This is a genomic window from Massilia sp. YIM B02769 (genome assembly GCF_030411995.1).
GTDB lineage: Bacteria > Pseudomonadota > Gammaproteobacteria > Burkholderiales > Burkholderiaceae_D > Telluria.
Genome location: NZ_JASNRC010000015.1, coordinates 54,946 through 66,656, shown reverse-complemented (window position 1 = coordinate 66,656; position 11,711 = coordinate 54,946). Strand labels below are relative to the sequence as shown.

The 11,711-nt window shown below is 66.6% G+C and carries 12 protein-coding genes; 9 read left to right on the top strand and 3 right to left on the bottom strand.

Annotation, left to right across the window (positions count from 1 at the left end; translation table 11 throughout):
* The first annotated feature begins 4 nt into the window (after positions 1-4).
* From serB to QPK31_RS22065, 9 genes are all read left to right on the top strand, one after another.
* Positions 5-847, top strand: a complete 843-nt coding sequence (gene serB, locus QPK31_RS22105) for a phosphoserine phosphatase SerB (protein WP_290425045.1) — start codon at positions 5-7, stop codon at positions 845-847.
* A 424-nt stretch (positions 848-1,271) separates the two neighbouring features.
* A complete protein-coding gene (locus QPK31_RS22100; protein ID WP_290425044.1) occupies positions 1,272-2,582 on the top strand; it encodes an SGNH/GDSL hydrolase family protein in 1,311 nt (436 codons plus the stop codon).
* Between the two features lie 154 nt (positions 2,583-2,736).
* On the top strand, positions 2,737-3,171 hold the full coding sequence (locus QPK31_RS22095) for a hypothetical protein (protein WP_290425043.1): 435 nt from the start codon (positions 2,737-2,739) through the stop codon (positions 3,169-3,171).
* 282 nt (positions 3,172-3,453) lie between these two features.
* Positions 3,454-4,611 carry an ABC transporter substrate-binding protein gene (locus QPK31_RS22090; protein WP_290425042.1) on the top strand — a complete coding sequence of 386 codons (1,158 nt, stop codon included), beginning with the start codon at positions 3,454-3,456 and terminating at the stop codon, positions 4,609-4,611.
* A 200-nt stretch (positions 4,612-4,811) separates the two neighbouring features.
* Positions 4,812-5,702: a branched-chain amino acid ABC transporter permease gene (locus tag QPK31_RS22085; protein WP_290425041.1), complete on the top strand. Its 891-nt coding sequence runs from the start codon at positions 4,812-4,814 to the stop codon at positions 5,700-5,702.
* Positions 5,703-5,704: 2 nt separating this feature from the next.
* Positions 5,705-7,690 (top strand): ATP-binding cassette domain-containing protein, encoded by a 1,986-nt coding sequence (locus QPK31_RS22080; protein ID WP_290425040.1) that lies wholly within the window; start codon positions 5,705-5,707, stop codon positions 7,688-7,690.
* Positions 7,691-7,702: 12 nt separating this feature from the next.
* Positions 7,703-8,431: an ABC transporter ATP-binding protein gene (locus QPK31_RS22075; RefSeq protein ID WP_290425039.1), complete on the top strand. Its 729-nt coding sequence runs from the start codon at positions 7,703-7,705 to the stop codon at positions 8,429-8,431.
* A gap of 64 nt (positions 8,432-8,495) precedes the next feature.
* A complete protein-coding gene (locus QPK31_RS22070) occupies positions 8,496-9,374 on the top strand; it encodes an EamA family transporter (protein WP_374045833.1) in 879 nt (292 codons plus the stop codon).
* A gap of 27 nt (positions 9,375-9,401) precedes the next feature.
* Positions 9,402-9,722, top strand: a complete 321-nt coding sequence (locus tag QPK31_RS22065; protein WP_290425038.1) for a hypothetical protein — start codon at positions 9,402-9,404, stop codon at positions 9,720-9,722.
* A gap of 4 nt (positions 9,723-9,726) precedes the next feature.
* Here the strand turns inward: QPK31_RS22065 and QPK31_RS22060 are convergent, their stop codons facing one another.
* From QPK31_RS22060 to QPK31_RS22050, 3 genes are read right to left on the bottom strand one after another with little or no spacing between them, the layout of a single operon-like run.
* Positions 9,727-10,143, bottom strand: a complete 417-nt coding sequence (locus QPK31_RS22060; RefSeq protein WP_290425037.1) for a hypothetical protein — start codon at positions 10,141-10,143, stop codon at positions 9,727-9,729.
* The gene (locus QPK31_RS22055) at positions 10,140-10,919 is read right to left on the bottom strand and encodes a Mut7-C RNAse domain-containing protein (protein WP_290425036.1); all 780 of its coding nucleotides are present in this window, start codon (positions 10,917-10,919) and stop codon (positions 10,140-10,142) included. Before QPK31_RS22055 ends, QPK31_RS22060 begins: the two co-directional genes overlap by 4 nt.
* Positions 10,920-10,937: 18 nt before the next feature.
* Positions 10,938-11,699, bottom strand: a complete 762-nt coding sequence (locus QPK31_RS22050; RefSeq protein ID WP_290425035.1) for a DUF72 domain-containing protein — start codon at positions 11,697-11,699, stop codon at positions 10,938-10,940.
* Positions 11,700-11,711 lie beyond the last annotated feature (12 nt).

Here is an 11,711-nt window from a genome sequence, read left to right as displayed (position 1 = left end):
GACGATGAATCTGGTATTGCAGGGGCCTGGCGCTGCGCAGGCCTTGTTGACGGACGTAGCCGCCCTGGCGCGTCCCGCGCGGTCGGTGGCGATCTCGGAGCACGCGCTGCGCTTCGAGGGCGTGGATGCCTCGCCTGAAGTGCGCGACCGCGTGGCCGCGGCGGCCTATGCGGCCGGCGTGGACGCCACCTTCATCGCAGCCGGCCGCACGCTGGCCGACTTCCGGCTGGTGGCGATGGACATGGATTCGACGCTGATCACCATCGAGTGCATCGACGAGATCGCGGACATGCAGGGCCTGAAGGCCCAGGTGTCCGAGATCACGGAAGCGGCCATGCGCGGCGAGCTCGATTTCGCGGCCAGCCTGACGCGGCGCGTGGCCCTGCTCGAAGGGCTGGAGGCGTCGGCCCTGGCGCGCGTGTACGAAGAGCGCCTGCGCATCTCGCCGGGCGGCGAAGCGATGCTGGCGGCGGTGCAGGCGGCGGGCCTGAAGACCCTGCTGGTCTCGGGCGGCTTCAGCTTCTTTACCGAGCGTTTGCAGGCGCGCCTGGGACTCGACTACGCGCATGCGAACGTGCTGGAAGTCGAGAACGGGCGCCTGACCGGGCGCGTGGTCGGCGGCATCGTCGACGCCGAGGAAAAGCGGCGCACTGTGGAACGCGTCTGCGCGCAACTCGGCATCGCACCACGGCAAGCCATCGTCATGGGCGACGGCGCCAACGACCTGCGCATGATGGGCATCGCCGGCCTGTCGGTGGCCTTCCGCGCCAAGCCGGTGGTGCGTGCGCAGGCCGGCATCGCCCTCAACTTCAGCGGGCTCGACGGCATCCTCACGGTACTGGCCTGATCGGGGCCGCATCCTGTAGGGTGGACCGGGCCACGAAAGGCGGGTCCCCCGCCCACGCGTCGATCGTTAGCAGCGAGATGATCTGGTACGCCAACGAAGCCGATATCGATCACCGCGTGGGCACCTTCGGTGTAGCGCCCCCGGCTCTACACCCCCACCCTCCTGTATCCCAGCCGCCGGCTCAAGCATGCGTAGGGTGGGCGCCCCGTGCCCACGGGTTCAACCCATATTTGCTTACCTTTAAATTCTTTGCACCCTGCAAGGAATTGCCATACCACAAGTCCAATTCACCAACTCCCTGCGCCAGCGCAAACTCCCTGCTGAGTTTCTATTGAGTCGCCCCCACCGGAAGCATAGATTGGACACATGGGCCACCGGCCGCGTGTCGCGATTCCGGGGCCGCCTTCATCCATGGAGCGTAGGTATGCACGAGCATTTGCCTGTCCCACCCAGCGGGCCTGCCGCCCGCCCGGCACGCCGCAATTTCCTGCGTGCTGGTCCATTGCTGGCTGCCAGTCTCGCCGTGCCGGCCTTGCCGGCACGCGCCCAGTCCGGCGCCGGCGAGCGCTGGAGCGCCACCTGGGGCGCGGCCCCGGCCGGCCCGCCGCCCAGCGCCAGCACGCAAAGCTACACCAGCCAGACACTGCGCCTGGTCGTCCACACCAGCATCGGCGGCAACCGCGTGCGCGTGCGCTTCTCCAACGAAATGGGCAGCACCCCGCTGCGCATCGGCGCCGCCAGCATCGGCGTGCGCTCGTCGAGCTCGGCCGTCTCGCAATCGACCCTGCGCACCCTCAGCTTCGGCGGCCAGTCGGCCATCACCGTCCCGGCCGGGGCGCCGGCCCTGTCCGACCCGGTGGAACTGGCGGTGCCGGCCCAGGCCGATCTCGCCATCAGCCTGTACTTGCCGGGCACCGTACAGGCCACCACCCTCCACGACATGGCGCTCACCAGCAGCTACGTGTCGCCGGCAGGCGACTACACCTCGTCGGTGTCGATGCCGGTGTCGCGCTCGATCACGTCCTGGCCCTTCCTCACCGAAGTCGACGTCGACGGCGCCGCCTCCACGCTGATTGCCATCGGCGACTCGCTCACCGACGGCGCGCGCAGCACCGGCAACGTCAACCGGCGCTGGCCCGACTACCTCGTGCGCCGGCTGCAATCGTCGCTCGGCGCCGGCGGGCGCATCGGCGTGGTCAACCGCGGCATCAGCGCCAACCTGCTGCTCAACGACTACGCCACCGCGCTGGTCGCCGGCCGCGACGTGCTCGAACGTTTCGACCGCGACGTGCTGGCCACCGCCGGCGTGCGCTACCTGGCGGTCCTGATCGGCATCAACGACATCAGCTACAGCTCCGGCTCGAACCCGATTCCCGCAGCCGACCTGATTGCCGGCTACCGCCAGGTGATCGCGCGCGCCCATGCGCACGGCATCACCGTGATCGGCGCCACCTTGCCGCCGATGGAAGGCTTCGTCTACTACACGGCGGCGCGCGAAGCGGTGCGGCGAGCGGCAAACAGCTGGATCCGCTTCAGCGGCGAATTCGATGCCGTGGCCGACATCGAGGCGGCCCTGCGCGACCCGAACGATCCGGCGCACATCCTGCCCTTGTACGACAGCGGCGACCACCTGCACCCGAACGATGCCGGTTACCAGGCGATGGCGAATGCCTTTCCGCTGGCGCCCTTCGTGGCGGCGACCACGCCGCCGCTGGATTTCCTGAACCGGTATTGACGAGCACCCCTGAGCCAGCAACTGCCGCGCAGCGAAAGCCCGGCGCCAGCAGCACGGCGCCGAGGTTTCCGGTGTCCCTTCACCTGTAACAAGCTGTAATTCCGCGCCAAAATGTACGCCGACAAACTATCATGGCGACATCAGGAGGACCGCCATGAAAAAACTCATCGTCATTTCTGCCGCCCTGGCGGCACTTACCGGCTGCGCCACCCAGTATCCGGGTCCGGCCAACTACGGCACGCGCGGCTATGCCCAGGCACCGGACGCCAACGGCTGGCAAACGGTGTCGGTGACGCCGGTACCGCTGGGCACGGGCGCGCGCTCCGGCGACGCCGGTGTGGTCACCAGCTCGCCGGTCGTCGTCAATCCGGCGCCGGACAACGTCGTCTATTCGTCGCAACCGGTGTATGCGCCGCAATCTGTGTACGGTGCACCGGTCTACGGTACGCCAGTGTACGGCGCGCCGGTTATCGTGCAGGATCCGTACTGGTATCCGCCGGTGTCGATCGGCCTGGGCTTCAGCTTCGGACGCAGCTGGGGTGGCGGCCATCGCCACTACGCGCCACGACCGCGTTTCCACCGTCGTTGACCGCTCGGGCGGCGCGCAGTTCTGCTGCCTTGCGCCGTACCGATGCACCAAAAAGGGGAGGCCGCACACACGTGCGGCCTTTTTTTTGCGCAGCAGAATACGCCCCTTCCCTTACCGATTTCTTACGTCCGAGCATTCCGTTTGCATGGTGCGACGCGTCACAGCAATCGATTGCTGTTGGCCAATTGCTAACCTACAATGCATTGTCGATGGCGCTCTGGCGGTGTCGTTCCGCCCGGGCTACAGCGTACCGAAACACCTAATAAATCCACGGAGACAGCAATGAATTTCAAGATGAAAGCATTGGTTGCAGGTGTAGCACTCGGGTTCTCGATGTCGGCAATGGCGGCCGATCCGATCAAGATCGGCGTCACCGGGCCGTTCACCGGCGGCTCGGCGCCGATGGGCGTATCGATGCGCGACGGCGTCAAGCTGGCGGTGCAGGAGATCAATGCCAAGGGCGGCGTGCTGGGACGCCAGTTGCAGATGGTCGAGCGCGACGACGAAGCGAAACCCGAACGCGGCGTGCAGATCGCCCAGGAACTGATCAACAAGGAACGCGTGGCCGCCACCGTCGGCTACATCAACACGACGGTCGCGCTGGCCTCGCAGCGCTTCTACCAGAACGCCAAGATCCCGGTGATGAACAATGTCGCCACCGGCTCCGTGATCACCAAGCAGTTCGCCACCGCCCCCGAGAACTATGTGTTCCGTAACTCGGCCAACGACACCATCCAGTCGGCGATGATCGTCGAGGAAGCCGTGGCCCGCCGCGGCTTCAAGAAGGTCGCGATCCTGGCCGACTCCACCAGCTACGGCCAGCTCGGCCGCGAAGACCTGGAAAAGGCGCTGGAGAAGAAAGGCATCAAGGCCGTCACGGTCGAGAAGTACAACCTGAAGGACGTCGACATGACGCCCCAGCTGCTGAAAGCCAAGCAGGCCGGCGCCGAAGTCGTGCTCACCTACGGCATCGGCCCCGAGCTGGCCCAGATCGCCAACGGCATGGAAAAGCTGAACTGGAAGGTGCCGATGATCGGCAGCTGGACCCTGGCCATGGCCAACTTCATCGACAACGCCGGCAAGAACTCCGAAGGCACGCGCATGCCGCAGACCTTCATCCAGGAGGGCGACAACGCGCGCCGCAAGGCCTTCATCGACGCCTACACCAAGGCCTACAACCCGCCGAACGGCCGCATGCCGTCGGCCGTCTCGGCCGCCCAGGGCTATGACTCGATCTACCTGCTGGCCGCCGCCATGAAGCAGGCCGGCAGTACCGAAGGCCCGAAGGTGAAAGCCGCACTGGAAAACCTGAACGAAAAGGTCGAAGGCGTGGTCACCACCTACAGCAAGCCCTACAGCAAGGACGACCACGAAGCGATCAACTTCGAGAACACGCGTTTCGGCGAAGTGCGTGGCGGTCGGGTCGTACTGGCTAAATAAGTGCCGGCGAAATGAACGTCGCACCTGGCCGCAACACGGCCTGTTCCAGGCTGTACACAAGCCGTACATAAGCTGCACCTTGTCGTGACACGGCCGGCTCCTGCAACGGGAGCCGGCTGCGGGCGCGCGTAGCCGCCCTGTCATTCGTAGTCGCTTCTTCGTCGACCGGCGGCGCACGCGCTGCCACTGGGGTGAACATCATGGAAATTCTTTTGCAGCTGGTCTTCAGCGGGATCGCGCTCGGCATGATCTATGCCGTCATCGCATTCGGCTACCAATTAACCTTTGCCACGTCCGGCACGCTGAACTTCGGCCAGGGGGAAGCCCTGATGCTCGGCGCCCTGGTCGGCCTGAGCCTGGCCGGCAGCGTCCACGGCGGCCCCTATCTGAGTTACTGGCTGATGATCCCGGTCGTCATCCTGTTCGGCGCCTTGCAAGGCGCCTTTGTCGAGTGGATCGGCGTGCGTCCGGCGATCAAGCTGAAGTCCGAATTCGGCTGGATCATGTCGACCATCGCGCTGGCCATCATCTTCAAGAACATCGCCGAAAACATCTGGGGCAAGGAAGACATGCCCTTCCCCTCGCCGCTCGACTCGACCCCGTTCCAGGTGATGGGCGCCAACGTCCAGCCGATGCAGGTGGCCGTCATCATCGGCGCCCTCCTGATCATGCTGGCGGTCGAGCTGTTCAACCGCAGATCGATCTACGGCAAGGCCGTGGTCGCCACCTCGAACGACCGCGACGCCGCCGGCCTGATGGGCATTAACACCGGCCGCGTGATCACCTTCTCGTATGCGCTGTCGTCGGCCACCGCCGCCTTTGCCGGCGTGCTGGTGGCCCCGGTGACGCTGACCGGCGCCACCATGGGCGCCTCGCTCGGCCTGAAGGCCTTTGCGGTAGCGATCATCGGCGGCCTGACCTCGGGCGTGGGCGCGATTGTCGGCGGCCTGATCATGGGCATCTCGGAAACCACGGCCGGCTACTACATCTCGACCGGCTACAAGGACGTGCCGGCGCTGCTGCTCCTGCTCCTGGTGCTGGCCATCAAGCCGTCCGGCCTGTTCGGCAAAGCCGCGATCAAGAAGGTGTGACGATGACGAAAAAAACCCTTCTCGCCGCCGTCATCGGGATCGCCGCGCTGGCGCTGTTCCCGCTGTTCGTGACGAACCCGTATTATGTGCACCTGGTCGAAACCATCCTGATCTACGCGATCCTGCTGTTCGGGCTGGACATCGTGGTCGGCTACACCGGGCAAGTCTCGCTCGGCCACGCCGGCCTGTTCGGCATCGGCTCGTATGTGACTGCGGTGTTGATCATGCACTTCGGCACACCGTGGTTCCTGGCGGTGCCCGCCAGTATCGTGGTGACCGCGCTGTTCGGCGCCATCCTGGCGCTGCCGGCCCTGCGCGTCACCGGGCCGTATCTCGCGATGGTGACCCTCGCCTTCGGCACCATCATCCAGATCCTGATCAACGAGATGTCCTTCATCACGCAAGGGCCGATGGGCATCACGCTGACCAAACCGAGCCTGTTCGGACGCGAGCTGCACGAAACCGAATACTTCTACATGGTGGCGATCTTCATGGTCGCGGCGCTCACCGTGGTCCACTTCCTGCTCAAGTCCCACTTCGGGCGCGCCTTCGAGGCCCTGCGCGACAGTCCGATCGCCTCGGACTGCATGGGCGTGTCGGTGTACCGCTACAAGGTGTATGCCTTCGTGATCAGCGCCGGCCTGGCCGGTCTCGCCGGCAGCCTGTATGCCTACTCGGAGCAGTACGTCTCGCCGAACACCTACAACTTCGAGCTGACCATCCTGTTCCTGCTGGCCGTGATCATGGGCGGGCGCAAGACCCGTACCGGCTCCATCATCGGCGCCATCATCGTCGTCATGCTCCCAAGCCTGCTGGCCGACATCGTGCTGTTCCGCCAGATCGCGCTGGCCGCCGCCGTGCTGGGCGTGGCCGGTTCGGCGATTGCGCTGGCGCGCGGACGCACCACGGCGCGCAAGGTGCTGGTGCCCCTGGTCGCCACCATCGGCCTGGCGATCTGGGCCTACCGCATCGAAAACATGGTCGACTGGCGCCTGACCATCTTCGGCCTGATGACGCTGTTCGTCGTCTACTACCTGCAGGACGGGATTGTCGGCTTCTTCCGCCAGTTGCTGGGCCGGCGCGTGGCGCATACGCGGGCGGTGGATGCCGACCGCCAGACCGACCCGTTCGAGGGCGTGGCAATCGAGGCCGGCAGCGGCGGCGGCGATTTGCTGCGCGCCGAGCAGATCCTGATGCAGTTCGGCGGCCTGAAGGCGCTGAACCAGGTCGATTTGAACGTGCAGCGCGGCGCCGTGCACGGCCTGATCGGCCCGAACGGCTCGGGCAAGAGCACGATGATGAACGTCCTCACCGGCATTTATAAACCGACCGCAGGCAGGGTGGTGTTCGCCGGCGATGCCATCACCGGCCGTTCTCCCTCGCAGATCGCGCTGGGCGGCGTGGCGCGCACCTTCCAGAACGTGCAGCTGTTCGGCGAGATGACCGCCACCGAGAACGTGCTGGTCGGCCTGCACCACAGCTTCCGCTCGAACGTGTTCGACGCCATGGTGAAAACGCCGCGCCTGCGCCGCGAGGAAGCGGCGGCGAGGAAGCGTGCCGCCGCCATCCTCGAATTCGTGGGCTTGTCCGATCTGGCCGACGAGGAAGCACGCAACCTCCCCTACGGCAAGCAGCGTCTGCTGGAAATCGGCCGCGCCCTCGGCCTGAACCCGCGCCTGCTGCTGCTCGACGAACCGGCCGCCGGCCTGACGGCGCCCGACATCCGCGAGCTGATGGCGATCATCCGCAAGATCCGCGACCACGGCATCACCATCATCCTGATCGAGCACCACATGGATGTCGTGATGTCGATCTCGGACACCGTGACCGTGCTCGACTTCGGCCAGAAGATCGCCGAGGGCAACCCGGCCAGCGTGCAGGCCGATCCGAAGGTCATCGAGGCCTACCTGGGCGGCGCCAGCGAAGCCCCCGCCCCCGCCGCCCCCGCCGCGACTGCCGCGACTGCCGCCAGCGCGGCCCGCAACTGACAGGAGACACGCATGCTGAGCATACAAAATCTGGAAGCGGCCTACGGCAAGGTGCAGGTCCTGCACGGCATCTCGCTCGACGTGCCGAAGGGCAGCCTGGTGACCCTGATCGGCTCGAACGGCGCCGGCAAGACCACCACCATGCGCGCCATTTCCGGCATGATCAAGCCGCGCGGCGGCAAGGTGACGCTGGACGGGAAAGACATCACCGGGCTGGATTCGCACCGCATCGCGCGCAGCGGCCTGGCGCACTCGCCGGAAGGCCGGCGCGTGTTCGCCACCATGAGCGTCACCGACAACCTGCTGCTCGGCGCCTTTCCGCGCTTTACCCGCGCGCGGCCGAAAGGCGACGTCGCGCACGACCTGGAACGGGCAATGGAACTCTTCCCGCGCCTGAAGGAGCGGCGCGAGCAGCTGGCCGGCACCCTGTCCGGCGGCGAGCAGCAGATGCTGGCCATGGCGCGCGCGGTCATGCTGAACCCGGACGTGGTGCTGCTCGACGAACCTTCGATGGGCCTGGCGCCGATCCTGGTGGAAGAGGTGTTCCGCATCATCACGCGCCTGAAGTCCGAAGGCGTGACGATGCTGCTGGTCGAGCAGTTCGCGGCGGCCGCACTGAACGTGGCCGATTATGGCTACGTCCTGGAGAACGGCCGCATCTCGGTGCACGGCCCGGCGGAGAGCCTGAAGCACGATCCGAAGGTGGTGGCGGCCTACCTCGGGGGCGGCCACGCGCACTGAGTCCGGCCCTGCGCCAGCCGGCACGGCAGGGCTGGCGGCGCGCGACTACCTCGCCGCCGGCTGCGTGGTGCTGGTCTGGGGCACGAATTTCGTGGCCATGAAACTCGGCCTGCGCGAACTGACGCCCTTTCAGCTGGGCGCGGGACGCTACCTGCTGGCCTTTTTGCCGCTGGCCCTGTTCGTGCGTCCGCCACGGCTGGCGGCGCGCTGGGTGCTGCTGTACGGCCTGACCCAGGGCGTCTGCCAGTTCGGCCTGCTGTTCCTGGCGCTGCGCGCCGGCATGTCGGCTTCGCTCGCCTCGGTGATCCTGCAGATGCAGGTCTTCTTCACTGCGCTGTTCGGCTTCGTCCTGCTGGGCGAACGGGTCGGCCGCCCCCTGCAAGCGGCGATGGCAATCGCCGCGCTCGGGCTGGGCTGCTTCTGCCTGGACTTCGCCACACGCGGCGGCGCCGGCGTCACCCTGGCCGGTTTTCTCCTCACGGTGGCATCGGCGGCGATGTGGGCGGCCTCGAACATCGTGGTGCGCCGGGCGCGTACGGCGGCGCCGGACTTCGACGTACTGCCTTTCATGGTCTGGAGCAGCCTGGTGCCGGTGCTGCCTTTCGTGCTGCTCTCACTCGCCTTCGATCCGCCCGCCACGCGCTGGGACTGGCGCGGCCTGTCGCTTACCTCCTGGGCCTCGCTTGCCTACCTTGGCTGGTTCGCCACCATCCTCGGCTATGCGATGTGGACCGGACTCCTGAAACGCCATCCGGCCAACCGGGTTGCGCCCTTCAGCCTGGCCGTGCCGGTGGTCGGGATCGCTGCCGGCATGCTCGGGCTGGGCGAACGCATCACGCCCTGGCAATGGGCCGGCATCGTGCTGGTGGTGCTGTCGCTGGCGCTGGTCGTGTTCGGATCGCGCTGGCCGACGCGCCAGCGGCGGCCCGGTGCGCCGTTATAATGTCCAGCTTTACGCTCTCATTCAGCCATGGACTTCTCCAAACTCAACCGCTATTCCGGCTCGCGCGCTTTCTGGTTCCTGTTCGGGATGATCCTGGGCGTCAGCGGCCTGTTCCTCGGCCTGCAGCGCGGCCTGGTCGGCGAATCCCTGGTCGGCTTCGGCCTGATCCTGCTCGGCATCCAGGGCCTGCTGCGCCCGGTCGTGCTCACGCGCGCCGGCAAGATCAGCAAGGAAGAAATGTCGCGCGAGGTGTCGATCGGCAGCGATGCGCTGCACGGCGGCCTGTCGCTGCTGATGGCGGCGTCGCTGGTGGTCGGCATGATCCTGAAGTACCTGGTCAAGATGTAGACGGTCAGGGACGTCCGAACAGGTCATGCGCATCCAGGATGGCATAGGCAATCTCGGGCCGTTCCTGCAGCAGCCGGCGCACCGCCGCCGGCACCGATTGCCGCACTTTCCTGCACAGTCCGGGCTTTTCCTCGAGCACGACGATGATGCCGCGCACCGTGCGCACTTCGTTCGGCCCCGGTTCGATGCGCAACTCCGCGCCGACGTTCTTGCGGATCAGGGCCTGTACGTGCTGCAGGTCGGCATAGCTGTCGACCCGTTCGATGCGTGCGATCAGGTTTTGTTCCTGCTTGCGGTCGATCGCCAGCGGCCGGTGGTCGGCCTGCGGATCGGCCAGCACCCGTTCGTAATCGCAGCTGCAGGCGCCGGGCGGGCATTCGACGCGCACCGGGAAAGGCAGATTGACAGCCGCAACGTTCATGCCGCGCCTCCTTCCGTCACGCGTGCGGCGCCCGCCACCGCATCGAGCAAAGCGCACATGCGCTTGTGGTGCGACCCCTTCCAGAACACGCGCCGGCAGGCGTCGCAGGTATGGAACTCGTCGTGCAGTTCGCGCACCGAAGGCGGCAGCGCGTCCAGCACGAATGCCTTGTCGACCGCGCGCAAGGCCAGGTTGCAGTGCAGGCACAGTGAAAACGGCCTGGCGCTGGCGGCAAGGGCCAGCCTGTCGTAGAGTTCGCGGAATTGTTCTGCCGGCTTGATCGCATGCAGGTAGCAGCCCTGGACGACAGCGCGGCGCTTCAGTAGCTCGCGGTCGCGCGTCAGGACCACGCGGTCCTCGTCGGCCGCGATGGCGACGATCTCGTCGTCGCCGTAATGGTTGTCGTACAGCGTGTCGAAACCAGCCATGCGCAGCAGGCGCGCCAGGCCGCCGAGATGGGCATCGGCCACGAAGCGCGGCGGCGCCTGCTGTTCGCCTGGCGACAAGCGCGGCACCCGCGTCAGCGCCGTCACGTCCAATGTCGAGAACGCCGGGTAGACCGCGACCCGGTCGCCCTCTTCCAGCAAACGCTCGAATCCGCTCGATTCGCCGTCGACGAGGATGAGCCCAACCTCGGTGTGCGGCACGCCCAGCGCCTCGACCATGTGCTTGACGGTGGCGGCGCGCGCGCAGGGCGAACTGAAATCGCGTCCGCGCCGCTCGCGCGGCAGGAAGTCGCCCAGTTCATCGTAGAAGCGGAACGTCGCCGTGACCATGGCCGCAGTATCGCAGTATTACAGCGCCAGGGGCGTTCCGTCCCGGCACGCACGCAACACGTCGAGCGCGTTCGGAACCGCCTCGAAGGCCGCCGTGTTGTCGAAGACGACCCAGGCCCGGCGCCCCGCCGCCCTGTATCCCTCCAGCTCGCGCACCAGCGCCGCCAGGAATTCAGGCGAATAGGCCGAGTAATAAATGCGCGGCGTGCCGTGCAGGCGCATGTAGATGTCCTGGGTGGTCGGCACATGCGGCCCCGGCTGGCCCGCTGCCGGATCGGCGATCACGCGCGTGACGCCGCGCTCGCGCAGCAGTTCGGTGGCGGTGTCGCTGAACCAGCTCGGGTGGCGCCCTTCGCAGGCGAGCATGCAATCGAAACGCTCCTGCAGGCGCAGGAAGAAATCACGCACCGTCACGTCGTGGAAGCCGAACTTGGGCGGCAACTGCACCAGCAGCGCGCCGAGCTTGTGGCCCAGCGCCTTCACTTCGCCGGCAAAGCGATCGAGGGAGGCGTCGACGTCCTGCAGCGCCGCGTCGTGGGTGACGGCGCGCGGCACCTTGACCGCGAAACGGAAAGCATCGGGCACGCTCTCGGCCCAGCGCGCGTAGGTCTTCGGTTGATGGGGCCGGTAAAAGGAGGTATTGATCTCGACCATCGGGAATACGGCGGCGTAGCGTTCGAGGTGGCTGCCTTCGATGGGGAATGCGGCGGCGGCATCCTTGTGGATGCTCCAGCCGGCGCAGCCGATCAGGTGGGTACAGGCGTGCTGGGGTGTGCTCATGCGGCGTTTTGC

What these genes read in the sequence shown, in the direction of transcription:
- serB (WP_290425045.1), top strand. Translation starts at nt 5, where the DNA reads ATGAATCTGGTATTGCAGGGGCCTGGCGCTGCGCAGGCCTTGTTGACG.
- QPK31_RS22100 (WP_290425044.1), top strand. Translation starts at nt 1,272, where the DNA reads ATGCACGAGCATTTGCCTGTCCCACCCAGCGGGCCTGCCGCCCGCCCG.
- QPK31_RS22085 (WP_290425041.1), top strand. Translation starts at nt 4,812, where the DNA reads ATGGAAATTCTTTTGCAGCTGGTCTTCAGCGGGATCGCGCTCGGCATG.
- QPK31_RS22050 (WP_290425035.1), bottom strand. Translation starts at nt 11,699, where the DNA reads ATGAGCACACCCCAGCACGCCTGTACCCACCTGATCGGCTGCGCCGGC.
- QPK31_RS22060 (WP_290425037.1), bottom strand. Translation starts at nt 10,143, where the DNA reads ATGAACGTTGCGGCTGTCAATCTGCCTTTCCCGGTGCGCGTCGAATGC.
- QPK31_RS22055 (WP_290425036.1), bottom strand. Translation starts at nt 10,919, where the DNA reads ATGGTCACGGCGACGTTCCGCTTCTACGATGAACTGGGCGACTTCCTG.
- QPK31_RS22095 (WP_290425043.1), top strand. Translation starts at nt 2,737, where the DNA reads ATGAAAAAACTCATCGTCATTTCTGCCGCCCTGGCGGCACTTACCGGC.
- QPK31_RS22075 (WP_290425039.1), top strand. Translation starts at nt 7,703, where the DNA reads ATGCTGAGCATACAAAATCTGGAAGCGGCCTACGGCAAGGTGCAGGTC.
- QPK31_RS22080 (WP_290425040.1), top strand. Translation starts at nt 5,705, where the DNA reads ATGACGAAAAAAACCCTTCTCGCCGCCGTCATCGGGATCGCCGCGCTG.
- QPK31_RS22090 (WP_290425042.1), top strand. Translation starts at nt 3,454, where the DNA reads ATGAATTTCAAGATGAAAGCATTGGTTGCAGGTGTAGCACTCGGGTTC.
- QPK31_RS22065 (WP_290425038.1), top strand. Translation starts at nt 9,402, where the DNA reads ATGGACTTCTCCAAACTCAACCGCTATTCCGGCTCGCGCGCTTTCTGG.